We start from the raw sequence: 23,614 nt of genomic DNA, 5'->3' as shown, positions 1-23,614 counted from the left end.
GCCGTTTTTGACCACGAACACTAACAGAGACGGCCAAGCTATCGCTAGGATTGCGAGCTATTGTCCGTCGAGTTGGTCAACGGCGAGTTACGACGAAGAGCCTCTTGGTCGACGACGCTGATAACGGAGTTGTTCGCCAAATCGACCTTGATTGAATACTTCAACTCGTCAGTTTCGGGATGGTCCGCGAAAATAACGGCTCGGTCGTCAACGTAGTCGTCCTGAACGTTGCGGCGGATGACCGCTCCGTCTTCAGTTTCGTTGATCTCTGCATCCACCTGTGCAGTGAACGTCATGCCATCTGTGGAATTGGTAGACTCGATGTTCGTGAAGTGGCCCGTGGTGACCTTTGAGACTGGAGCGACCGTAATCGTGTAGGAGTCCATCACATCTAACTGCTGGACTGTCTCGTTGTTCCGTACGATTTCGAGCGCGCGTTCGCGCTCGGTTGTCGTCAGTGGGTGTTGTTTCTCAGTACTCACTCGGAATTTCGTCGGGCCGTCCTGCTGTATCTGAATCCGACTGACGTTGGATAGGTTCCCGACGATAGTCGCGTTATCCTCGTCATTCGTGAACGTCACATTGTCTTTTCCGACCACGAATTCAGCGTTCGACCCGGGGTCAACCATCGGGTTGGTAACCTCGAACGAGGTACCAACGCCTGCGAGGATGATTCCAATGGCGGCGAGCCCGACGAGGACGGCGAGTCGAAATCGAACTTCTGTGTTCATACTTAATCTATTGGATGAAAGACCTGTTGAAGACCGTGGTGAAACGCGTTTGAAACTAGTTGGAAACGCGTTTCACAGGATTTCAGAACCCTACAAACGGTAACCGTTAAGACTTCGTGTTAGTTATCTGTCCGTATGGACTTCCGTGACTTTCAGAACGTCAATCTCTTTTCGGCGGTGATATTCGTCGCCGCTACCCTCACCCTCACGGTTCAGTTACTTTCCCCATCTCCGGTCGTGGTATCTCTCGGCGAAAACGGTACGCAGACGACCCAAATTGGACAGTACTTCACGTACAGTGAGGTCGCCATTGTCGTCGTTGCGGCGGTTCTTTGCGGGGCCAGTGGGGCGTATCTCGTGCTTCACGACCGTTCAAACGGTCCGTCGAAACGGCCGACGAACTCGGATTACATACACACGCAACTGATGCCGAACGACGAAAAGGAATCTCTAACAGAGACCAACCGCAAGCGGTGGGAAGACACGGCCGGGCGTCTCAAAAATAACGAGGAAACTATCTACACCGCCGTACTCGAAGCTGACGGGGAGATTGCACAACGAGATCTCGTCGAGGAAACCGACCTCTCGAAGGCGACGGTGAGTCGAACCCTCGATAAACTTGAAAACCGCAACCTCGTCGAACGAAAGCGCAACGGGATGGGAAATAACGTCCACCTTCGATAACTGAAAAGCCGGTTTAACCGGCTCTCATTCTGTTTTCAAACGGTTCCGAACGTATTTCCAATCAAGATATATCTGGTCTTTCACACAACGTGAAACCGAGTGAGTCGGAGTGACTGACCTCGTCGTTCTCGATTCACCACCAAAACAGGAATGAGACCTATGCGACGCAAAACACTCGCACTCGCGGTCACTGCGCTTCTCGTCTTTGGAGCGAGCAGTGCAGTTGCAGCGCCGGTGCTACTGGAATCTACCGGAACAGCCCACCAAGTACCTTCGAACGCGGTCTCGTCCGATACACACACCGTAGAAGTCATCGACCCTTACAACAAACTGACTGCCAACGAGGCCGAGAAGGCGTGGCAGCTCGCGTACACCAATGAGACGGTTCAGCGTTACTTCGGCGACCGGGACTCACTGCACTTCCACGTCGAAGCTGAAGGAAGCGAAGTTCAAGTCTACGTAGCGAAAAATGAGACCGCGCCGCCGCGAGTCAAAGCGGTCGTGTCCCTCGATTCGGGCGCAGTCACAACAGTCGAGAGTATCGACAACGTCGTCCACCCCGACGAAGTGAGTGTGGGACGACTATCGGACTCCAAGAAGAACGTGACCACCGGTGAGCAGTTTGCCGTCCACGCATCACCGGAAAACGACACCGGTGAAAGAGACCCGATGAAACCCGGTGAAACGTTCACCGGGGAAGTCACGGGAGACGATTCGTTCGTAGTCAACGACACGGAGTGAGCGTCTGCCCCGTAGACGATGACTCCAAACCGCCCCGGTTCAATTGGTCAAAAATAATATGTCAAGTCTTCGATTAGCTAGGGACCGAACTTAGTTGTCGACCGAGAAGTCCCCCGAAATGTCGCGGCTGTTGTCGGACTTGTTGAGGATTCCGACGGCAGCACTATCCTCGGGGATACCGACCGGGGACTTGTAACGGTAATTCCCGCTGCTACTCACCTCTGCGGCGTAGTACTCATTCGTCCCAAGATCGATGAAGCATAGTCCAATGGGAAGTTCAGGAGAGTAGGAAACGTCGAAGTCGTAGTACGCTCCCTCAACAATGGCTAACGTACTTACAGCGGAGATCTTGCCGGGCGCGAGGTTATCGAAATCGCGGCCGAACGGCCACGACGCCTGCACCGTTACCTCTCCCGTGTCGGCCACGTGTATGTCTCCCGAGTCCGCGTGGCCCGTGACGACTTCATCGCCGAGTTCCGTTTCGGACTCCCCAGCGGCGGCACTTCCAGTTGCGAGAGTCCCGAGACCGACAGTAGCTATCGCACTCTTCTGTAGGAACGAACGCCTCGTCTGTCGAGACATGGCATCCGACTCATTGCCAGATAATACAATTACTCTACCCATCCGGAAAATAACAAAGGTACGGTATACATATGGAGAGAAAGGACACCCCACGATTTTTTCGCCAGGGTGCGAACTCCACGTAGAACCTACGAGAGAGTCAGGACAATAAGACACGACCGTTTTGATGGTTGTTAGCATCAACCTTAATGTGAGTAAAAAATGATGTTTGGGTATGGGAGATCAGATAACGAGGTTGATTTACTTGCTTAACCGGCGCGACAATTGCCTACAAACGCTTACCGACGCCCCGCAAGCAAAACGAGATCTCGTTGAAACGCTCGACATACCGCGGTCTACACTCGACGATATCGTCCGAAAGCTCGACGACGCCGGTCTCGTCACGTATCAAAACGGGAAATGGGGTCTCACGAATCTCGGGCAGTATGCGATAGAGGCCCACGCAAACTACACGGAACAACTCGAAAGTCTACTACAAGTGACGCCGGTAGTTGAAGAACTGCCGTCGGACACTACTGTCGAGTACGAGTTTCTCATCGACGCCGACGTTTACATGGCACCGACGAAAATCCCGGACAAGACCATCGAAGTGTTTTTGGACTCAGTCGAATCCGCAACGGAGATTCGGGGCTTCACACCGATTGTGATGGCCGGGTATGCAGAGGATTTCTATCAAGCCGTCACGGCCGGAGACGACTATCAACTCGATTTAGTTCTTCCGGAAGACGTCTTCAACCAAGTACGAGAGCTATATTCCGAACAGACTGACGAAGCGCTCACCAATGACCAGATTACGTTCGTCCACTGCGAAGTGCCAGCGACGTATACACTGTGGATTGCTGACAATGACCATGCTGGAATCATCGTCTACACCGAACGCGGTATACAGGGAATACTGATAAACGATACCGATGAGGCGCTCTCTTGGGCAGTCGGACAGTACGAGCACGTTCGGGACGAAGCCGAGCCTCTGGTCTTGCAGTCGCAGTAGTCGGCCGATGACATCATCGTAGCGAGAGGGCGACCCCCAAACTATCACTGAGTCGAATTTCACCGCACGCGAACTACACTCTCTCAACACTGGCCACAAAAACAGACGTCACGCATTCTGCGGGTATGGAACGGACGGACGAAAAGAAAGAAGCTGAAACAAAGGTTGCAGTTTCGCGCGTCGTTCGTGGGGCTATCTTCGAGGCAATCGGGACCGAATCGGTCGCCTATTCGAAGCGCTCGAGGGCCTGTTCGTAGCGTGCTGCAGGGACGTCCCAGTCGACGACTTCGAAGAATGCCGAGATGAAGTCGCCGCGGGCCGGGCCGTAGTCGTGGTAGTAGGAGTGCTCCCAGACGTCCAGTGCGAGGATGGGGTGGGAGCCCCAGAGTGCGCCCTGGTCGTGCTTGTCGACGACGACGTTTCGAAGCTGGTTCGAAAACGAGTCGTAGACGAGGAGTGCCCAGCCACCGGCGGCACCGGCAGCGGCTTCGAATTCGCCCTTCCAGGCTTCGTAAGAGCCGAAGTCCTCGGCGATGCGGTCTGCGAGCGCTCCCGTCGGCTCGTCGCCGCCTTCGGGCGACATGTTCTGCCAGAAGAGGTCGTGAAGAATGTGTCCACAGCCGTTGTGGGTGACGTTGCGAATCGCGCCAGCGGACGAGTCGAACTCGCCTGCTTCGCGGTTGGCTTCGAGGGTTTCCTCAGCAGCGTTCCAGCCGTTGACGTAGCCCTGATGGTGGGTGTCGTGATGCCACGTCAGCACCTGCTCGGAAATGTGCGGTTCCAGCGCGTCGTACTCGTACGGAAGTGGGTCGAGTTCGTAGTCAGACATTGGAAGTTCCACTTGGGACGAAGGTCTGTACCTACATGTAGTTTCGCTGAAGGCGATTTACGTAGAAATTTTGATATATGGTGCGAGCGTGACGAACGCCACAGACCAAGCCCAAATACCTCAAACATTTTAAAATTTGTAGAATTTTTAAAATTTCCACAAACTCCAAGAAATGCACAAACGGTAGTACAAACACTTTCACACGACACAGTACAGACACCACCACACAACAAAGACAGAAATGGAACTCGTCGGCAGTCGAGTTATGCGTCGCGTTCGGGACGGTACTGTTCGAGTTCGGACTGAACTGCACCCCACGAAATCGGAGGCTCGAACTCGTTTAGTGTTGCACGGAACGACGCGAGGTGTTCGTCGTGCTCGTCCACCCACTCGGACTGAGCGAGTTCATCGAGTCGGTCGCCGAGTTGTTCGACACGTGAATCGAGTTCGTCGAGTCGTGCTGCACCGTCCTCAAGCCCGTCGTCGTCCACGTCCGCTCGGGCCGCCATCTCGCGGAGGTCGACGAGTTCCGCACGAACGTCGTCGACGAGAAGTACCGAGACGTGGTATCGAAGCATCGAATCGAGCCAATCGTCCGCGTTGTCGTCGTTGTCGGCCACTCGCTCGACGCTCTGTTCGAGGTCATCGAGAGCGTATTCGAGGGCATCTACGTCGGCGTCGACTTCGCGCACGCGAACGTCGTGATTCGAAAGCCAGTGTTCGAACTCCTCGATGTTGAGTTGGATATCGTCCGCACGCGCAGTAAGTGTCTGTGCTTCTGAAGCCGCGTGCCGAAGGCCGGTGACGACATCGTATATCGGAAGCGACGTACTGTGCCAGTGTGACAGCTCTTGCACAGTAGTGCCGAGTTCGTCGACGCGGTCGGTCACATTCGACACCTTCGAATCGAAGGTGGCGAGTCGAGACTGAACGGCATCAATCGACGCTGCGTCGCCGGCAGTCTCGCGGGCGTCCGAAAGTGCAATCGACGCGAGTTCGGCACGCGTCTCCGCTGTCGAGAGAATCATCGACGTATCTGTGACCGCTTCATCGACGCCGTCTCGCGTTACGGTTCCGTCTTCGGTCACGTGTTCGAGCACCGTGCTGACAGTTGCCGGAGAACGAGTCTCATCTTCTGCGACGATGGCGTCCGTCGCTGCAGATTTCGACAGCCCAATGATACTATCTCGCTTGTCTTCACTGCCCTTCTGGCCCATGATAGTGGTGTTTTCGCCGGGGCGTTATATTTTCTGTCGTATCGGTTATGGAATCATATATAGTCCAACGTACCGCTCTGGGAGGGTACCCTCCACCATGTTCAATAGTTATTGTTACGTGGAACTCTGATAGAACTAAAGTAGTATTATAAACGCATTTTATTTAAACCCGGGTCAGTCCAGGTGATGGCGCACGACTCTCAGAAGTTGGCAGACAGCGTATCACGGCGGGAATTCATCGTTGCATCCGGTGCTGCGGGCATTGCTGGCCTTGCCGGCTGTTCGGGCCAGACGGGGGACACGACGACCGAAGCACCCGCGACCGAAGAAGATACGAGCACGCCGGAAACCGAAGAGGAAACGCCGGAGTCCACGAGTGAACCGAGCGGGCCGAAGATGCTCACTGCGGAAGGTTCCTCGACGGTCTACCCTATCGCGAACAGAGGGAGTTCCTACTGGAACTCCAACGCACCGCCGAGTGACGGCGAATACTGGGGTTCGAGCGGCGAAGGAACCGTCCCCGGCTGGGAGGACCTCGGTGCGCCCGATATGCGTCTCGCCGACTACTTCGCGAGCCTCTACGGCTTCGAGCCGACCGAAACGCAGGCGAACCCGCCGTTCGCGACCAGTATCGGTCTGAGCCACTCCGGGACCGGCTGTAAGTCCGCCCGCGACGGTCTCGTCGACATCGGCAACTCCTCCGGACCGATCACGGCCGAACTCGGAATTAGCGAGGAGAAGGCCAAGGAGAACTACGTCGACCACGTCGTCGGCCGCGACGGCCAGCCTGTCGTCGTCAGCAAGGATATCTACGACGCCGGTGTCACACAACTCACGGGCGAGGAAATCAAGAAAATCTACCAGGACGACATCACCAACTGGAAGGAAGTCGGCGGTCCGGACAAGGAGATCTACGTCGTCGGTCGCGCGGAAGGCTCCGGAACGGACACCTCGTTCCGCCTGAACATGCTCGGCGATGCCGACGCACCGATGCCGGGTGTCGACACCCGGAAAGGCCAGAATCAGCAGGTCGCAACCGTCGTTCAGCAGAACGAAGGTGCCATCGCGTACATGGCACTCGCCTTCACCGGCCCGCAGGTCAAGCCGATTGCAATCAACTTCGAGGGAACGGTCTACAAGCCCGACAAGGACGCTAAGAACACTATCTTCGACAGCTCCTACCCGCTCAACCGTGACCTCCACCAGTACACGACCATCACGGAGGACACGCCCAGCGGCACCGACAAGCGCGAGGCCGCCTTCATCAACATGTTCCTAACCACCTTCGGCCAGAAAGTGTTCGTCGAGGATAACAACTACATCCCGCTTCCGACGAAGGACATCGAGGCCCAGAAGGACAAGCTGCCGGAACAGGCGTAAGCCCGGCCGCGACACGAAACGGGCCTGAACCGCGTTCTTTCCATTCATTCACGTTCCACCTATGACCATACTCCCACAATACGACGGTGCTGGCCTGCGAACGGCGGTACGGCGCGAGCTTCAGCGAGGTCGTGACTTCGTCGACGAGACCGAACCGGATGCACTCGTCACGGTCACTGTCGCTGCGGTGTCGCTTCTCGCTGCGTTCGTCGGGTTTTTAGCCGTCTCGTCGCTGACGGCCATTCCGTTTGCCGTGTTCCTCGTCGCGACGGGATACGGCTGGATTCGGCACCAAGAATTGACCGCACGCGTGCTCACGCTGACGACGACGATTTCGACGATTCTGATACTCGGGCTCATCCTCGTGTTCATCTTCGCCGAGGCGTGGCCGACAGTCGAGTACGCGACGATGACCGTGTTCGGGATTCCGATTCCGGGACTCCGGCTCTTCGTCGAGACACGCTGGAGCCCGGTCACGCCGCCGGTACGCTACTCGCTAGTCCCGATGATTCACGGGACGGTGCTCGTCACCATCATCGCAACCGCCGTGGCGGCCCCGCTCGGTGTGGCCGCCGCGCTCTTCCTCAGTGAGATTGCACCGCGAACCGTCCGCGAACTCGTCAAACCCGGCGTCGAGATACTGGCCGGAATCCCGTCTATCGTCTACGGATTCATCGGATTCACTATCCTCAGCCCGTGGGCGTCGGACCAGTTCGACATCGTCGGACAGGGGACCTACCTGTTCGTCGGTGTCGTCGTCGGCCTGATGGCGCTTCCGACGGTCGTTTCGGTGGCCGAAGACGCGCTCAACAGCGTCCCCGAGTCGATGAAAAGCGGCTCGCTCGCGCTCGGAACGACCGACTGGCAGACGATGACCTCGATTACGTTGCCCGCAGCGTTTTCCGGCGTCTCGGCTGCCGTCCTCCTCGGTGTCGGTCGCGCGATTGGTGAGACCATGGCCGCAACGGTGATGCTTCGCGGAAGTCCGGGGCTGACGAAGCCACTTTACAACGTCTTCTACGGGAACGACACGCTGACGTCGCTCATCGCGGCGAACTACGGCGACGCCGACGGACTCCAGCTTTCTGCGCTGTTCGTCGCCGGCGTCATCCTGTTCATCACAGTGTTGCTCCTCAGCGTCGGCTCACAGTACATCGAGACGCGCATGCGCCAGAAACTCGGAGGTGCCGAATAATGGCTGGGGCAGTCGAATCCACCCTCGTCAACGAAGACACGTCGGAAACGGAGGCAATCGCCGCAGGCGCGGTCGGCCTCGCGGCCATCCTGTTCGCCCTCTCACTCGCGGCGCTGTTCGACTTCGTGGCCATCACCGACCCAATCGCCGGAGTTCCGGTGGTCGTGCTCCTCGGCGGTCTACTGGTCGTCCTCGGCGGCGCAGTCATCACGTTCGGCGTCGGCTCCCGACTTGGCTACGTCGCCACGCAACCACGACCAAGTGCCGGAGTAATCGCCTCAGCGGCGTTCGCACTCCTCTGGTTCGTCGTCGGCGGATTCGTCGCGTCGCAGACGCTCGGACTCGGCACAGTCGGTTGGTTTGCAGTTGCACTCGTGACCGGCGGTGTCGCGTTCGCTGGAACCGCACTCCCGAGAGAGGACCTCGGTTCGACGATACCTGCTGGCGCATTGGCACTCCTCGCTGGTCTCGTTTTCCTCGGTGGCGTTATCGACCCATCGTGGGTCTGGAGTCTCGGCTGGGAGCAACAGGCGTCGTTCAAGGCCGAGTTCGCAATTCCGGCCGTGACGGCGTTCTGTTCACTTCTCGCCGGGTGGGCGTCCGCAAAGGCCTACGGTGGATTCGGCGCTCGCGGCCGCCACGTCGGCGCGTACGTGCTCGTCTACATGAACGCGTTGTCCATCATCACGGTGTTGTTCCTCCTCGTCGCCTTCACGGTTCTCAAGGGGCTTCCGGGCCTGTTCAAGGGACTCACGTTGGGTCTCGGGGCTGGTCCCGAGACGACACTCTTTGGCGTGACGTTCAACCTCCCGGTCTCGTGGCCGTTCGTGATGAACGGCGTCGCACTCCTCAACGATGTCAACGGCGTGCTTCCCGCTATCGTCGGAACTATCTGGCTCGTCGTCGGCGCGGTGCTGTTTGCCGTTCCGCTCGGCGTCGGCGCGGCCGTCTTCATCACCGAGTACGCGGAGCGCGGGCGCTTCACGCAGGTGGTCGAAGTCGCCACGAACGGGCTGTGGAGTACGCCGAGCATCGTCTTCGGGCTGTTCGGACTCGCCTTCCTCGTTCCGCGTCTCGGAAACGGGAAGTCGTTGCTCGCGGGGATGCTCACGCTCGGGTTCATGCTCCTCCCGCTCGTCGTCATCACCAGCCGCGAGGCGATGCTGGCGGTCCCCGACGAGTACCGAGACGCGAGTGCGGCACTCGGCGTCTCGAAGTGGCAGACGGTTCGAAGTATCGTCCTCCCGGCGGCGCTTCCGGGAATTGTCACGGGTATCATTCTCGGCGTCGGCCGCATCGCGGGCGAGACGGCACCGATTCTCTTGACGATGTCAGGGAGCGTCGCACCGCCCGGTAGCCAGACGGTCGACGTTATCGGTGGATTCGAGTTCACGGCGTCACCGCCGTTCGTGGACAATCCAGAACTTCTGAAGGCCACGTCGGCACTCCCGTACCAACTGTACTCTCTTATCACCGCGGGCGTCGGGCAGTCGTCCAACATCGGCAACATCGAACAGTTCCGATGGGCGACGGCGCTCATCCTGCTCGTCGTCGTTCTGAGCTTCTACGCGGTAGGTATTGCGACCCGGTACTACTTCCGGCGGAAACTGCAGCACGAGTGAACACATGAGCGAAACCACCCAGACGACGGACGACGGACAGCAGACAAACGACGGACAGCAGACAAACGACGGACAGCAGACAAACGACGGACAGCACGCAACCGGCCAACCGCTCGAAGTCACGAGCGGCGAGACGCGAGAGAAGACCCGAGAGGAGTGGGTCGAACACGAGTTCGAAGGCGAAGCCAAACTCACCGTCGAGGACCTCGACGTGTACTACGGCGACGACCACGCGCTAAAGGGCGTCTCGATGGAGATTCCAGAAAACAGCGTCACGGCGCTTATCGGTCCCTCCGGCTGTGGGAAATCGACGTTCCTCCGGTGTCTCAACCGGATGAACGACCGCATCAAAGCGGCAAGTATCGACGGCTCGGTCGCGCTCGACGGCGAGGAGATTTATCAGGACGGCGTCAACCTCGTCGAACTCCGAAAGCGCGTCGGAATGGTATTTCAGTCGCCGAATCCGTTCCCGAAGAGCATCCGAGACAACATCTCGTACGGGCCGCGGAAACACGGTGACCTCGACACCGGAATGCTTGCAAACCTCCTCGGTCGAAGCGACGACGACGCGGTCGACGAACTCGTCGAGCGCTCGCTTCGACAAGCCGCCCTCTGGGACGAAGTTCGAGACCGACTCGACGACAACGCGCTCGGACTGTCCGGCGGGCAACAACAGCGACTCTGCATCGCCCGTGCGCTGGCGACCGACCCTGAGGTCCTGCTTATGGACGAACCGGCGTCCGCCCTCGACCCCATCGCGACGTCGAAAATAGAGGACCTCGTCCACGAACTCGCCGAGGACTACACGGTCGTCATCGTTACCCACAACATGCAACAGGCCGCACGCATCTCGGACCAGACGGCAGTGTTCCTCACCGGCGGGGAACTCGTCGAATACGGGGATACCGAACAGGTGTTCGAAGACCCAGAGAGCCAGCGCGTCGAAGACTACATCAGCGGAAAGTTCGGATAGACCGCGCCCGCGACACGAGAGCGCCGCCTCGTCCCCGACGAACTGACGTGACGGCACCCTCCGACGACCTGCAGGCGGCAAACGGCCGGTCGGCGGCGTCTCTCGTTTTCCTCTCGTCTCTCGATTCCACGAGATTGTAGGAGTAGGCGTCGCCGAAGAACTGGCAATTGAACAACAAAAACACAGCATACTCGAAAACAATGGAGACACGCAAGATTCAGCAGGTCAGCAACGGGACCTTCACCGTCTCGTTACCCAGAGACTGGGCAGACGGTGAGGGGATTACCACCGGGACGGTCGTCGGCTTACACACGCACATCGACGGAGTGCTCGTGATTCAGCCCCCGGAATGCGAGGACGAGTCGTCGATACAGATGACGGTCCAGGCTGGAGACGACGGGTATCTCGAACAGACCCTTCGAGCCGCATACGCCGCCGGGTCGAACGAGGTCGTCATCGAAGCCAACGGGTCGTTCGACAGCGACCAGCGACAGACTATCAGGCGAGTCGCGCGGAATCTCGTCGGCGTGACGATAACTGAAGAATCCGAGGCGCACGTCACGGTACGGAACGCCCTCGACGCAAACGAAGTTTCGATTCGCCAGTCGGTCCGCCAACTCCAGTTCGTCGCGGTGTCGATGCACCGAGACGCGACTGCCGCACTGACTGGTGACGCCCCCATCGATGGCTTCGGTGACCGCGACGACCGCGCTGACCGATTGTTCGCCATGGTCGACCGGCACTTCACCCGCGGACTCGACCGCCTCGACGAGGTTGACGCGCTCGGCGAAACACGGACAGAACTATTCCGACTCTACACCGCAGCGCGGGAGTTAGAGCGCATCGCCGACCACGCCGAGCAAATCGCATCTGTCGCATCAGCGGTCGATGAATCACTTGGCCAACCGCTCGCCGACGAAATCGAAACGGTCTCTCGAATCGTTCGAGACGCGGTCGAATCGGCAGTCTACGTGGCGTTCGCGGGCGAAGATTCCAAGACCACACGAGATATCTTTGAGACGCGCGACCGAGTGTGCGAACAGCTTAACGACATCGAGCGCCGCGTATTCGACGGGAACGACAGCGATTACCGCTTTGCGCACGCCCTCCACAGCCTCCGGCGAACGGCTGAGCACGCCGGAAATATCGCTGAAGTCGGACTCCGGACGGCGGTCCGACGCAAGGCAGTAGACGAACACCCACCGGATACCTGTGAGAACGAACCACTCTCGGACATCGGAGACACAGCTTCGAGTTCGAGTCCCGTGGGAACAGGAAACTCGGAGGACGACCGAGGCGGGTCCGCCGTCACTGACTGAACCCTCGCTTCTCTCACCGACTGGAGTGTTCATCCGTCAGCAGGAAATTTCTCAACGCGCGGTCGCCGAACACGACGACGAGCGCGGCCCCGACGAGGTTGAACACGAGGTCGAGCACCGTGTCGACGCGACCGTAGGAGACGAGTACAGGCTCGATTCCGAGCGCGTCGGCACCGCGGTGGATGGCATACTCGGCGATTTCCCAGAGCAGACCACTACAGACGACGACGGCGAGGACTCGCTGGGAGGGTTCGTGTCCCCTGCGCCGTGCGAGTACGTGGACGAATCCACCGAGAATCGACGCCGAGTGGGTGTGAGTGAGGTGGTCCCACCACCACACGTCGTCGTAGGGGCCGAGCATCCCGACCGAGTGAGTTAGCATCGCCGACTCCACGTATACACGCTGCCACGGATGGAACGGCTCACCCGCCACTCGTTCGAAAACATCGGGGATGAACGTTCCCACGAACGCGAACATGGCGTTTACCATCGCGGCGAGCTTTCGACGACGGAGTCCCGCAAGGAAGACGACGACGATGGAATACCTGATACAGCGTTCTATCGTCTGACTCCCGGATTGGTGTGTAGAGTTCGTCACGCGTTTCGCTCGTCGTGAATGACGGCGTAGTCGATTAAATAAGTTGACACCGACGCCCACGAAGTGAGGACACCGTGTCGACAATGAACCGTCGACAATCGAAACCCAACACAACTTTGCCTACTGAAATTAGAATTGAATTTAACGTCGTCGGTTGCTCGTATCAGGTGCTGATACACCCCGACGTAACTAACAGCGGTTCGGCTTCATCCGCAGACATGACTGACAACACAAACGCAGACGGCTCCAAAGATACAGACAGTACCACGAACACGACCCCCGAATCGGTCCGGACAAACACGCCGGGTCGCGGCATCCGACCCGACGCGAGAACCATCGAACCCGACGCGCCCGACGAGTTCGGACTCGTGCAGGTCTGGTGGGGAGACGGAAAAGGGAAGACGACCGCCGCGATGGGGATGGGCTTTCGTGCCGCCGGACATGGCTACCGGGTTCACATGCTCCAGTTCTTGAAAGGCGGTGCCGACTCCGTCGAAGCAGTTCGTGGCGAGTACAATGCGATTGCAGCAATGCCGGGCTTTTCGTTCGAAAATCTCGGCCACTACGGGTGGGCCGGAATGGCGGACGGCAGCGAGGACGAGGACCACGCCGAGCAGGTTGCCGCGGGGCTCGAACGCGCGCGCGAACTCGTCGACGCCGCGGCCGACGCCGACCTCACCTCGCCGCTCGACCTCGACGGTACACCGGAAGACGGCGTCCACTTCCTCATCTTCGACGAAATTCTCTACGCCGTTGCGATGGGGCTTCTGGACGAGTCCGACGTACTCGACCTCATCGACCGAAAGCCCGACCATCTCGAACTCGTGTTGACCGGGAGCCACGACGAACCGACGTACCTCCACGATGCTGCGGACCTCGTAACGAACGTTCGGAAGGTGAAACATCCCATCGACTCGGGCCAACGCGCCAGAAAAGGGACCGAATACTGACCCGTTGTCGACAGGTTGGTATCCTCCACTGTCACCTCGATTATCCCGCGGCCGTCACTCACCCGGAGACAACGTAATCACGGGTACTGGAGCGGTGCGAACCGTTTGCTCGGCGACGCTTCCGAGGAGAATCCGGTCGACACCGCTTCTCCCGGTCGTCCCCATCACGACGGCGTGGATGTCGTTGTCCTCGACGTAGGCGCGAATTTCGTCGCTCGGCGTTCCGTGCTCGATGCGTTCGACGACTTTCGTGATGCCGAGGTCGGTCGCCTCCGAGACGACAGACCCAATCGCTTCGTTCGCTCCCTGCTCGCTTTCTTCGCCCGAAAGCATCGAGCGAACGTCGAATCCGAGTGCGGAGTCGTCGACGACCGAGAGGATGTGGACGGCTGCATCGAGCGCCGCCGCGAGTTGGAGACCGTGGGTGGTCGCGCGCTTCGACGACCGACTGCCGTCGGTCGGAATAAGGATTCGTTCGTACGGGAACGTGAGTTCGTCGTCGGGGTCCATGCGAGCGGTGAGAACGGGCAGGTCGGATAGGCGGACGACTTTCTCCGTGACGCTGCCGTGGAGCTGTCGCGAAAGTCCCTGTCGGCCGTGTGTGGGCATCACGATAAGGTCGTAGTCGTACTCCGCCGCGTATTCGACGATGGTCGGCGCGGGGTTCCCCTGAACGACGTCGGTCCCGTATTCGACGCCGAGTGTGTCGAGCGTCTCGGCCGCTTCCTCGACGACGCTTTCGCCTTCGCGTTCGAGTGCGTCGACCACGTCGTTACTCACGACCGTGACGCTGTCGCGGGTCGTATCCGCCACGAACAACAGTTGTATCTCCGCATCATCCCAGTGTGCGAGTTCACTGGCGTGATAGAGAACCGCGCTCGTCGCGGTGCTCTCGTCGACGGGAAGGAGGATTTTTTCGTACATGCTCTTCTGTAGGACAGGTTGTAGGTAAGTCCTTTCGACGGACGGAACGCTGACTGTTTGGAAGCACGTTTTCGCCTCCGAGCCTCGGTCAGCAGACTTTCCTCCCTCCCGCAATGACACTCATGGTATGACCCTGTCCCCGCAACCGGGCTTTGCCCACCGAGGTGACGACAGATGATGGACGGCGAATCGCGCGAAGCCGACCCCGTCGAATCACTGCAGGCGGCGGCCAGCACGCTCTCCAGGCGACGAGCACAGATAGACGAGATTGGCTTCGGCGAAGTTCGAACGCTCTCCGAGGCGTACCACGACGTCGCAGCGATTCTCGACCGACACGAAGAGAAGGCGACCGACCAGGACGACTTCCAGGGCTACGTCGAATTTCGGGATGCCCTGTCGAACCGACTCGAAGCGGTCCCTGCGGACGTTCGCCACGGAGATGCATTCATCGAGGCCAACGAAACGCTCACCACGCGCGTTACCTCGTCGCTGTCGTCGTCGGACTTCGAACGTGCCAGAGACCAACTTCGACCGGCCCGAGAAGAGGCGGAACTTCTCGATTCGCTTGAAGAAGCGGAAGAATCGTACCGGCGTGCGCGTCATGCCCTCAAAGACCGTGAATCCGAGGTCAAATCCCGAATCGACCGACTCGAACGCGTGAAAGAACTCGGGGAGGCCGACATCGATGCACCCGTTCACGAGCTTCGAGACCTAATCGAATCGTACAACGACGCGGTCGAAGCTGCGTTCGAGCAGTTCATCAGGGAGAAGTCCGCCCGTGAGGTGCTCACGTGGCTAGAGACCGCAGAATCGTACCCGCTCGCCGAAACACCAGCGCCCCCAGAACGACTGTGTGAGTTCCTCGAAACAGCCGCCATCGGTGACGAATCGGTGGCGACGCTCGTGGAGTACGCGGGCTACTCGCGGTCGAAACTCGACCACTACGTCGACGACCCGAAAACGTTCTCGGCGGCAGTCGGGACGAACAAACGGTTCCTCGAAACACTCGACGCAGACCCGCTTACCGTATCGTGGCCGCCAGCGCCTGCGTCCACGCTTCGATGGCGGACGAAAGAACTCGTCGCCGTCGTGAGTCGGTTCGCCGACGACGACGTGGTCGCTCACGCTCGCAAGGTGCACGAACTAACGCACGGGCGGGAGTACGAACGACTTCGGGACGCAGCGGTTGCCCGGGAAGAACTCACAGAAGACCAGCGCGACCGACTCCGACGCGGTGCAGTCTCGGACGAACTGGAGACGCTACGAGACGAGTACGACCGTATCGTCTCGTGTCTCGACGAGCATCCGCCGCTGGACGACTGAAACGAGAGGGCCGACGGAAAAGAGCGCTGACCCTTACGCAGCGACTTTTGCGCGCTCGTGATACCAACCGCCGAAAGCACCGAGAGGGACCACGAGCCAGCCAGCGGCCACAATAGCCATCGTAAGTCCCACTGGGAGGAATACAGTAAAGAAGACCGTCGCCTCCCCTAGTGCCATCTCACCGCGGTACACGTTCGAAACCGCGAGGAACAGTACAGGACCAATCGACCCGACAGCGAGACTCGCGAGTGCAGTGATTCCACCGAAGACCGCACCGTAGAGTTGGTGATTTTCTTCCGGGTACAGCTTCCGCCAGAGAAGTGTCCCAACAACGAATGACGTCGGAATCACGATTGGGAGAGTGAGTAACCCGATACCGAAGAAAAATCCGATGGTTCCGTTACCCGTTCCTGCGATAAGAAGCCACGCTCCGCCGAACCAAACGGCAATCGCCAGGAGTCCGGTCGCAGCCATTGCAATCCCCCCGCCAACGTCACGCCGAGAGGCGTAAGGAAGTCGTCCAGGACCGTAACGGTGACAGAGTCTCCGAGCCATAGATAGGGATACGTAGAAAAACACCATAAAACCACATTCAATTGACATTAGTCGGGGCAGATATTTGCATCTAGTGCGGCTCTCTGCTTATCCTGTTCAGCGTCAAAAAAGACTAAATCGAATACAGAGACTTAGTTCGCGTCGAGAATTTCGATGTCGAACACCAGCGTCTCGCCGGCGAGTTCGTGGTTGAAGTCGATTCGGACCACATCGTCGTCGGCGTGAACGATTTCGCCGAGACCGCCCTGTTGCGTCTGGACGTACATGCCTTCTTCCGGTTCGCCACCGAGAACCTCGCGGAGCTGTTCAGGGTCGTGTTCCTGAACGAGGTCGTCTCGCGGCTCGCCGTATGCCTTCTCCGGCGGAATCTCGATGCTCTCTTCGTCGCCGACTTCCATGCCGACGAGACCCTCGTCGAGACCTTCGATGACCGTCCCCGCGCCGACTTCGACGGCGAGCGGTTCGTAGTCGCGGTCCGGCTGTGCCTCCGCAAGCCCCTCTTCTTCGGCGACATCCTGTCGCGATGTGTCGAAAGTCGTTCCGTCAGTGAGTCGGCCAACGTATTCGAGTGAGACCGTGTCGCCAGTTTCAATCGTCATACGTACATTCTCTGGCGGACACGGATAAATGGCAGTACTGACATCCGAGGACTCAAACGAGAGACAGGCATCAGGCGAGTTCATCCGTTCAGAAAACCAATAGCGAACATGGCATTCGTTCGGACGAACGACATCGACACGTACTACGAGCAGCGTGGTGTCGGACCGCCGGTCGTCTTCGTCCACGCCGCAATCCTCGCCCACAGCCAGTGGGAACACCAAGTGAATGCACTCAGTGACGGCTATACGACCATCACCTACGATATTCGGGGACATGGTCGCACCGGTGGGTCAGAACCAGCGTCGTACTCCGTCGAACTGTTTGCCGACGACCTCGCCGCACTGATTGCAGCATTAGACCTCGAAGCCCCAGTTATCTGTGGACTCTCGTTGGGCGGATGCATCGCGCAAGTGTACGCAGCGACTCGTCCGGACGAGGTAGCCGGGATAGTGCTCGCAGAGACGTTCACCCCCGAGATATTCAGTCGGCGCGAATGGTTCCAGCGGTCGGTGATGCTTCGGGCGACGATTCCGTTCGTCCGCCTCATCGGCTACGGGCGCGTCGAGACGGCCATGGTGTGGGTACAAGAGCGACTGTCGAGGACGAAGGCGGGCGGCGACTACGAGAAGGTCGAACAACTCCGCGAGGACGTTCCAAAGATGAACACGAACGAATTTGTGAAGGTAATCCGTGCCGTCGCAGCGTTCCACAAAACCGAGGTCGACCTCGCGGCAATCTCCGTACCGACGCTGGTCTTGTACGGCGAGCACGAACTGCCGTTCGTCAAGCAGCACGCAGCGAAACTGAAAAGCAAGATTCCGAATGCAATCTCCCGGGAGGTTCCCGGTGCAGGTCACGCATCTAATCTCGACAATCCGGTGTTCTTCGAGGATGCTCTGAGGCGATTCCTCGACGGGGTTGCGGCAGAGGCGGCGTAACCACCGCCAACTGAGAGGGGTCCGGTGCTCCTGTGCGGGTCGTCACGCACCGGGAACGACAACCTACGTTGAACACAGTGGTCCCCGTATCGTCGCTATGGTCACGTGGGACGAACGATACAGAACCGGAACGTACCCGACCGACCCAGAACCATCGCCGGTGTTACGGGCGTACCTCGACACCATTCCCGAGGGTCGTGCACTCGACGTTGCGGCCGGAAGCGGACGGAATGCACTCTTTCTCGCCGAACAGGGATACGAGGTTGACGCCCTCGATCAATCTGAAGAGGGGTTAGGAATCATCCGCGAACGCGCCGAATCCGACGGCTTCGACGACCGTATCGAGACGGTTCGTGCCGATGCGACGGCCTACGACTTTCCCGACGCGACGTACGACCTCATCACGATCAGCTACTTCCGAACGCTGGACCGGCTGGGTGATATCAAAGCGGCGCTGAAACCCGGCGGCATCCTCTTTTATCAACATCACCTTCGGTCCTCCCCGCCGGCGACGATTGGTCCCAGCACCGACCGGTATCGTCTCCGCTCGAACGAACTCCTCCACGCGTGTCTCGACCTCACCGTTCTCTATTACGAGGAATCGACCGAAAAGCGGGACGACAGAACGTCGGCCACGGCGACTATCGTCGCACGGAACACCCACGGCGGGGCGCAGACGTACCCGAGGCGACATTGGGACGAGTGATAGAGGGTGTTGAGGGGAGGGTGAACTGGTTGAGAACGAGTTAAGGACCGCTTCAATGCAGGCATCCGATTTCGGTGCCGGATTCAGTAGAGACAGTGCCTCCATCGCACCCGGGACTCTCGTACGAAGCCGCAGCGACGAGCGTGCCCTGAGCCTTTCGAATGCGTATCGTACCGTTTTCGGCGAGTACCGACGTGTCTTCTTCGAAACCGAATCCAGCATATCGAAGGGAGGCCGGCGGTCTCGACTGCAACGTCGTGTCGTCTCCGCTTCGGCTCAGGAGTACGAGCCGTGCGCCCGGTTCGAGTACAAGCTCTTCAATCCGATACGTCTGGTCGGACTCTATGACGTACCCTGACACGTCCAATGAATGTTCAGATTCATTCTCCATCAGAATGTATTCATAACTGATGAATTCACGTTCTATTTCATCTGGATAGACACCGGTACTCTGTAATTCGGGCTTTTCAGTCTTCTTCGAACCGCTCATAGTCCCGTCGTTTGTTGACTTTGGTTCAGTGTTCTTATCAAATTCTGAAATACACCCAGTTATACCAATAGATAGTCCTGCAGAACCAAATGTTAAAAGATCGCGTCGTTTCATATATAATTGGCTCTGGTGAATCGCCATATTGCGGTTGATTTGGCTATGTTGAGGCACGCTTGATGTTATGAACGACACATTTCACGACGAGTTCACGAAATTCTCGGTAGAATGAGCGATTTAAAGAACGACGCCCTCGTGAACAGGTAGAGGTGGCGTGCACTCATGCTCGGCTCTCCGTCACTCGGTCGGCGTCCCGCTCTCGCGGGGCATCGGCCTCGCTAGTCACTTCGAGGAACACCTCTTCGAGGTCGGCTTCGGCGACTGACACCGACCGCGGCGCGAGGTCGAACTCCTTGAGGACTCCCATCAGGTCGTGGACGAGCGCGCGGTCGGCCATCGAGACTTCGCAGACCGTCCAGTCGCCGCGCTTCTCCCACTCGTTGACGTTGAACTCGCGTTCGATCTGCTCGCGGGCCGTCGTCGGAACCTCGTCTTCGACGACGACTTCGTAGGCCTGCGTCCGGAACAGGTCCACGAATTCTGTGACGGACTCGTCGGTGACAATCTCGCCATCGTCCACGATATTCAATATAGTATTTTGTAATATTAACAACACTATAGAAGCGCTTAGTCAACGGGGGTTCTTACTGATTATAAAAATAAATGATCACATCCCCAGCCAGATTCCGTATTGTCAACATGACTTCTCAGATACAATCGATAGAAAGTAGCCTATTACAGAGTAAATCCACAAGAATTCATTATCTGAACAGTTGTATCCTCGGGAACTTAATAGGAAAACGTAGCATTAGACTGGTCTGTTTTCGGATAACAGTCACGACACGAAAATTCCCAGTATACTCAGTTATATTCCAATAAGTACACAATACTAATCAGAACAGATTGTGACTACAGTTTCATTGAACTTAACTCGTTTTACCTAAGCCGTCACAAGATACGCCGGTGATTGCACTAGTCAGTCTAACCGCTGGTATTCGAACAGGCACTGGTTCTGCATTCCCAATACATTCAATACAGTTTAGTACATTTAATATATTCTGCCCATCAGCGACGACCGTTTCGAGACAATTAACGACGGCAACGACAGCCCAAGTCCAGGGACAAACGCCTACAAAATCCTCTCATTCTTAGAGCAGAATGCTCACCAAGCGTTCACACAAGGCGAGATCGTCGAACGGACGTCCGTCAAATCCGGGTCGGTCGGCCCGACTCTCGTCAGGCTCAGAGAACGAGGTCGAGTCGAGCATCGAGGCAAGTACTGGCGTGTTAGTGACCACGTCTTGAGCCTTGACGCTGCAGCCAACCATGCTGATGCTGTTGCAGCTAGTCGCGAAGAGGAACCATTTGAATACGACGAATGGCAAGAACACGCCGTTGACCCACGCAAACAGCGTGACTGACACCGCTCGCTTCCAGAAAGGAGACGTATTCTGGGTACCGGAACCGTTCCGACGTGGGTCAAAACCACGCCTCTGGTTAGTTCTTGCTGCGGACTCATTCCCATACCCTGGAGAGGAGTATCTGTGTGCAGCCCTGACCACAAGTAATCTTCTGTGGAACTACGAACTTGGAGACGACTGGGTTAGTGGCAAAGACCCAAGCAAGACCTCGTACTGCTTACCCTGGGTCGTCGCTACAATCAAACATGACGCTGTCGTCAACCCACAGGGACAAGTGACTGAGTCATTCGCCAACGAAATGATTGTAGAGTGCAGGCGGTACCTCGGTCCCCAGTAGAGTTCGTCTACTAGTGTTCGTACCACCCAGTAGAGTTCGTCTACTAGTGTTCGTACCACCCAGTCTCGAGTCCTCCTACGTCGTGGTCAGTAAGTGAATCTGTATTCTTCTCGTCCCAATGATACGGTTGGACCTCGAGACACCCCATCGTTTCCGGAGAAAACTCTCCGACGCTCAGCCAAGGGCGGTGTTCAGATAAGGATTGAAAGGTGAGGTGGAGCGTTTTCTGAGTGATTTATCCCGAAAACGCTAGCCTCGGCGGTAATCTCGACCAGATCGAGTTAGAGCTTGTGGAACGAGAAGCGACACCGCAGTTGCTGATGAAGCTCAGTATTCAGCTCCATCTTGCTGGAGTATCGCTTTCGGGTACTGTTTCCATTCTTGAAATATTCGGTGTTAAACGAGCTCGTTCTACCGTTCACAACTGGGTTCACAAAGCCGATCTACAGCCGACGGCGGTCGACGCCCGAATCACGTTGCGGTCGATGAAACCGTGATTCGACTCAATGACGAACAGTACTGGCTGTACGCTGTCGTCGATCCAGAGACGAGCGAATTACTCCACACGAAGCTTGAACCGACGAGAACAACGTTCTCGCTCATTCGTTCTTCCATGAACTCCGCGAGAAACACGACGTCGACGACGCCGTGTTTCTCGCCGATGGCGCGACACCGCTGAAAGACACCTGCAACCGACACGGCCTTCGATTCCGGTATGAAAAACACGGGGATCGAAACAGCGTTGAACGTGTTTTTCGTAAGATAAAATGAAGAACTTCCTCGTTCTCAAACTGTTTCAGCAACGCCGAAGCAAAAACTGCTGACGATTGGCTCAGATCATTCGCCTTCGCATGGAATCAGCTTATCTGAACACTACCAGAAACGCAGCCCACAGATTTGACAGACGAATTTTCATACTGAGTTACATATAATTTTCTACTTGTATCATATATTAAGTTATAATACTGTCACTACCATATCCCGAAGTGCATGCCTGAGAAAGGTACTGAGACCCGACGATCGTTCGTGAAGAAGAGCCTCGCAACCGCTGGCATCGCTGGTGGCATTCTCACTAGTGTTGAGCCAGTCGCTGCCGCTGAGCACACGGTTACGATTGAGGGGAATGGGACCTACGAATTAGACTTTAGTCACTCACCCGGTGTCTATGGAGAGCTTAATGGTGGTCAGGTTGAGGAGACCTTCGATGGCCTAATCACGGAAATCAGAATGTTTGGTGACCTAACCGTCGACGCAGACTCCACCGACGAGGGTGGAAATGCTAGGATTACAGTTGAGGGCGATGGTGACTATGGATTCACCATTGCAAACGAGCATGGTGCTGATATCCACAAGGAAAGTAACTGTGAGTCCTCAGATTCAATAAGTGGACAAGACGTGACTGGATCTCTGAACGGTTATGACAATCTTGACAAGTACGACACTACTGCTGCTATCTCCTACGCCACGACGTGGGAGAATCCGGATGCCAAAGTCGAGATCTACTACAACATCTAAATAAGATAGCAGTACTTGTCAGTTGACCACTTAACACCCTCGCGATTTTTCACACCCCTGTTACTTCCCGAGTAGTGGTGTCGGAACTCCCATATTTGTGGGAGAGTGTTCCCATCCCTCCATTTTACCACGAAACACAATGCTCTCGCAAGCACTATGTGAACAATCTATGAGGACGAGCTTTCCGACCCACTGGGTTCGAGGGTGAAGTCCAACACCAGCCTAGTGTTCCGTTCCTCGGTATATTGTTCAACCAGGCACTGTCTAGTTAGTGACCTCCTCAACCGGCGTTCGTCCGTCGAGCGATTGATGCGGTCGTTTGAAGTTATAGTATTGCGCAAATTGTATGAACCACTCGCGGACGCTTCCATGACTGCCCACCCGCGAATTATGGAAGCTGAAGAATTGCGTGTGCGTACTCGTGGATGATCGTCGCCGCGAGATCCGCCTGATTCGGTCGACTCTTTACTTCGACGAGTGGGGTGAGATCTTGGACGCTCCGAGACTGACAGACGCCTTTGGCTCTCCCATGCCGCCAGTCGTCGGGGTCAACGATGCGGACTGTCACGCCTAGTTCCGATTCGATTTCGATGAGGTCCACGACGAGCGTCTCGGGGTCGCCCGTTGCAGCGGTGTCGAGTTCCGGGAGTGGGTCGCCGTCGGTCTGCGAGATGTCGAACACTGGTGCGGGCTTGAAGCCGACGAGCCCTTTCGACCACTCTTCGGGGGCGGCGACTTCGACTCGGTCACCAACAACATTTTTAGCTAACGTGACTGCTTTCTTGATGAAGCGGGAGATCTTCGACATGAACTATCGCCGGTTTCCCGCTTCATCTTCCAAGTTCTAACGGTTGAAACCGACGCCGTCTAGTGATTCACCAGAGCCATATAATTACAATCAGGAGTATAAATAAGTCTTCTCGGAGACGATGTAGT

Annotated in this window: 25 protein-coding genes and 2 pseudogenes; 15 read left to right on the top strand and 12 right to left on the bottom strand. The window is 57.3% G+C overall.

Going from position 1 to position 23,614, the window contains the following annotated elements:
• Window positions 1-44: 44 nt before the first annotated feature.
• On the bottom strand, window positions 45-731 hold the full coding sequence (locus HFX_RS18650; protein ID WP_004060708.1) for a hypothetical protein: 687 nt from the start codon (window positions 729-731) through the stop codon (window positions 45-47).
• Between the two features lie 135 nt (window positions 732-866).
• Here HFX_RS18650 and HFX_RS18645 point away from each other — a divergent pair, with 135 nt between their 5' ends.
• On the top strand, window positions 867-1,415 hold the full coding sequence (locus HFX_RS18645; RefSeq protein ID WP_004060709.1) for a helix-turn-helix transcriptional regulator: 549 nt from the start codon (window positions 867-869) through the stop codon (window positions 1,413-1,415).
• Between the two features lie 159 nt (window positions 1,416-1,574).
• A complete protein-coding gene (locus HFX_RS18640; protein WP_004060710.1) occupies window positions 1,575-2,156 on the top strand; it encodes a hypothetical protein in 582 nt (193 codons plus the stop codon).
• A 90-nt stretch (window positions 2,157-2,246) separates the two neighbouring features.
• Here the strand turns inward: HFX_RS18640 and HFX_RS18635 are convergent, their stop codons facing one another.
• The gene (locus HFX_RS18635; protein WP_004060711.1) at window positions 2,247-2,738 is read right to left on the bottom strand and encodes a twin-arginine translocation signal domain-containing protein; all 492 of its coding nucleotides are present in this window, start codon (window positions 2,736-2,738) and stop codon (window positions 2,247-2,249) included.
• Window positions 2,739-2,952: 214 nt separating this feature from the next.
• Here HFX_RS18635 and HFX_RS18630 point away from each other — a divergent pair, with 214 nt between their 5' ends.
• On the top strand, window positions 2,953-3,729 hold the full coding sequence (locus HFX_RS18630; RefSeq protein ID WP_014732843.1) for a helix-turn-helix transcriptional regulator: 777 nt from the start codon (window positions 2,953-2,955) through the stop codon (window positions 3,727-3,729).
• Between the two features lie 226 nt (window positions 3,730-3,955).
• Here the strand turns inward: HFX_RS18630 and sod are convergent, their stop codons facing one another.
• Together sod and HFX_RS18620 are read right to left on the bottom strand one after the other, a co-directional pair.
• Complete coding sequence (gene sod / locus HFX_RS18625) at window positions 3,956-4,558, bottom strand: superoxide dismutase (protein ID WP_004060713.1); 603 nt, start codon at window positions 4,556-4,558, stop codon at window positions 3,956-3,958.
• Between the two features lie 263 nt (window positions 4,559-4,821).
• Window positions 4,822-5,775 carry a hypothetical protein gene (locus HFX_RS18620; RefSeq protein ID WP_004060714.1) on the bottom strand — a complete coding sequence of 318 codons (954 nt, stop codon included), beginning with the start codon at window positions 5,773-5,775 and terminating at the stop codon, window positions 4,822-4,824.
• Between the two features lie 186 nt (window positions 5,776-5,961).
• On the opposite strand from HFX_RS18620, the gene HFX_RS18615 reads away from it, so the two are divergent.
• The 5 genes from HFX_RS18615 to HFX_RS18595 all read left to right on the top strand — a co-directional run bounded on the left by HFX_RS18615 (window position 5,962) and on the right by HFX_RS18595 (window position 12,264).
• The gene (locus HFX_RS18615) at window positions 5,962-7,155 is read left to right on the top strand and encodes a PstS family phosphate ABC transporter substrate-binding protein (protein WP_004060715.1); all 1,194 of its coding nucleotides are present in this window, start codon (window positions 5,962-5,964) and stop codon (window positions 7,153-7,155) included.
• A gap of 61 nt (window positions 7,156-7,216) precedes the next feature.
• The gene (pstC, locus tag HFX_RS18610; protein ID WP_004060716.1) at window positions 7,217-8,350 is read left to right on the top strand and encodes a phosphate ABC transporter permease subunit PstC; all 1,134 of its coding nucleotides are present in this window, start codon (window positions 7,217-7,219) and stop codon (window positions 8,348-8,350) included.
• Complete coding sequence (gene pstA / locus HFX_RS18605) at window positions 8,350-9,972, top strand: phosphate ABC transporter permease PstA (RefSeq protein WP_004060717.1); 1,623 nt, start codon at window positions 8,350-8,352, stop codon at window positions 9,970-9,972. Before pstC ends, pstA begins: the two co-directional genes overlap by 1 nt.
• Before the next feature lie 4 nt (window positions 9,973-9,976).
• Entirely contained in the window at window positions 9,977-10,945 is a 969-nt protein-coding gene (gene pstB / locus HFX_RS18600; RefSeq protein ID WP_004060718.1) for a phosphate ABC transporter ATP-binding protein PstB, read from the top strand.
• Window positions 10,946-11,145: 200 nt separating this feature from the next.
• Window positions 11,146-12,264 (top strand): phosphate uptake regulator PhoU, encoded by a 1,119-nt coding sequence (locus tag HFX_RS18595; RefSeq protein ID WP_004060719.1) that lies wholly within the window; start codon window positions 11,146-11,148, stop codon window positions 12,262-12,264.
• Window positions 12,265-12,277: 13 nt separating this feature from the next.
• Here HFX_RS18595 and HFX_RS18590 read toward each other — a convergent pair whose 3' ends face one another.
• Window positions 12,278-12,862: a hypothetical protein gene (locus HFX_RS18590; protein ID WP_004060720.1), complete on the bottom strand. Its 585-nt coding sequence runs from the start codon at window positions 12,860-12,862 to the stop codon at window positions 12,278-12,280.
• 218 nt (window positions 12,863-13,080) lie between these two features.
• On the opposite strand from HFX_RS18590, the gene HFX_RS18585 reads away from it, so the two are divergent.
• Entirely contained in the window at window positions 13,081-13,812 is a 732-nt protein-coding gene (locus HFX_RS18585; RefSeq protein ID WP_004060721.1) for a cob(I)yrinic acid a,c-diamide adenosyltransferase, read from the top strand.
• Window positions 13,813-13,866: 54 nt separating this feature from the next.
• Here HFX_RS18585 and HFX_RS18580 read toward each other — a convergent pair whose 3' ends face one another.
• Complete coding sequence (locus tag HFX_RS18580; protein WP_004060722.1) at window positions 13,867-14,736, bottom strand: universal stress protein; 870 nt, start codon at window positions 14,734-14,736, stop codon at window positions 13,867-13,869.
• A gap of 174 nt (window positions 14,737-14,910) precedes the next feature.
• On the opposite strand from HFX_RS18580, the gene HFX_RS18575 reads away from it, so the two are divergent.
• Window positions 14,911-16,059 carry a DUF7118 family protein gene (locus HFX_RS18575; protein ID WP_004060723.1) on the top strand — a complete coding sequence of 383 codons (1,149 nt, stop codon included), beginning with the start codon at window positions 14,911-14,913 and terminating at the stop codon, window positions 16,057-16,059.
• Between the two features lie 33 nt (window positions 16,060-16,092).
• Here the strand turns inward: HFX_RS18575 and HFX_RS18570 are convergent, their stop codons facing one another.
• Both HFX_RS18570 and HFX_RS18565 read right to left on the bottom strand, forming a co-directional pair.
• On the bottom strand, window positions 16,093-16,533 hold the full coding sequence (locus HFX_RS18570) for a hypothetical protein (RefSeq protein ID WP_004060724.1): 441 nt from the start codon (window positions 16,531-16,533) through the stop codon (window positions 16,093-16,095).
• A 212-nt stretch (window positions 16,534-16,745) separates the two neighbouring features.
• Window positions 16,746-17,213 carry an FKBP-type peptidyl-prolyl cis-trans isomerase gene (locus HFX_RS18565; RefSeq protein WP_004060725.1) on the bottom strand — a complete coding sequence of 156 codons (468 nt, stop codon included), beginning with the start codon at window positions 17,211-17,213 and terminating at the stop codon, window positions 16,746-16,748.
• 108 nt (window positions 17,214-17,321) lie between these two features.
• On the opposite strand from HFX_RS18565, the gene HFX_RS18560 reads away from it, so the two are divergent.
• Window positions 17,322-18,152: an alpha/beta fold hydrolase gene (locus HFX_RS18560; protein WP_004060726.1), complete on the top strand. Its 831-nt coding sequence runs from the start codon at window positions 17,322-17,324 to the stop codon at window positions 18,150-18,152.
• 97 nt (window positions 18,153-18,249) lie between these two features.
• On the top strand, window positions 18,250-18,858 hold the full coding sequence (locus tag HFX_RS18555; RefSeq protein ID WP_004060727.1) for a class I SAM-dependent methyltransferase: 609 nt from the start codon (window positions 18,250-18,252) through the stop codon (window positions 18,856-18,858).
• Between the two features lie 52 nt (window positions 18,859-18,910).
• Here the strand turns inward: HFX_RS18555 and HFX_RS18550 are convergent, their stop codons facing one another.
• Together HFX_RS18550 and HFX_RS18545 are read right to left on the bottom strand one after the other, a co-directional pair.
• Window positions 18,911-19,462 carry a lamin tail domain-containing protein gene (locus HFX_RS18550; RefSeq protein ID WP_231513003.1) on the bottom strand — a complete coding sequence of 184 codons (552 nt, stop codon included), beginning with the start codon at window positions 19,460-19,462 and terminating at the stop codon, window positions 18,911-18,913.
• A 163-nt stretch (window positions 19,463-19,625) separates the two neighbouring features.
• Window positions 19,626-19,985, bottom strand: a complete 360-nt coding sequence (locus HFX_RS18545) for a hypothetical protein (RefSeq protein WP_004060729.1) — start codon at window positions 19,983-19,985, stop codon at window positions 19,626-19,628.
• A 478-nt stretch (window positions 19,986-20,463) separates the two neighbouring features.
• Between HFX_RS18545 and HFX_RS20420 the strand changes: the two genes are divergently transcribed.
• The 3 genes and pseudogenes from HFX_RS20420 (at window position 20,464) to HFX_RS18530 (ending at window position 22,678) form a co-directional block, all read left to right on the top strand.
• A complete protein-coding gene (locus HFX_RS20420; RefSeq protein ID WP_081603740.1) occupies window positions 20,464-20,826 on the top strand; it encodes a MarR family transcriptional regulator in 363 nt (120 codons plus the stop codon).
• A 570-nt stretch (window positions 20,827-21,396) separates the two neighbouring features.
• A pseudogene (locus HFX_RS19540) lies at window positions 21,397-22,033 on the top strand (IS6 family transposase).
• Between the two features lie 156 nt (window positions 22,034-22,189).
• Window positions 22,190-22,678, top strand: a complete 489-nt coding sequence (locus HFX_RS18530; RefSeq protein ID WP_014732838.1) for a hypothetical protein — start codon at window positions 22,190-22,192, stop codon at window positions 22,676-22,678.
• A gap of 264 nt (window positions 22,679-22,942) precedes the next feature.
• On the opposite strand, the pseudogene HFX_RS19535 reads toward HFX_RS18530, so the two are convergent.
• Both HFX_RS19535 and HFX_RS18525 read right to left on the bottom strand, forming a co-directional pair.
• Window positions 22,943-23,074, bottom strand: a pseudogene (locus HFX_RS19535) (IS6 family transposase); the annotation flags it as partial.
• A complete protein-coding gene (locus HFX_RS18525) occupies window positions 23,067-23,486 on the bottom strand; it encodes a hypothetical protein (RefSeq protein WP_004060738.1) in 420 nt (139 codons plus the stop codon). The pseudogene HFX_RS19535 and the gene HFX_RS18525, both read right to left, overlap by 8 nt.
• Window positions 23,487-23,614 lie beyond the last annotated feature (128 nt).

It is taken from the genome of Haloferax mediterranei ATCC 33500 (assembly GCF_000306765.2).
In the GTDB taxonomy this organism is placed as follows: Archaea; Halobacteriota; Halobacteria; order Halobacteriales; family Haloferacaceae; genus Haloferax; species Haloferax mediterranei.
Note: the sequence above shows the minus strand (reverse complement) of the source record. Positions and strands in the feature narration are given on the sequence as shown.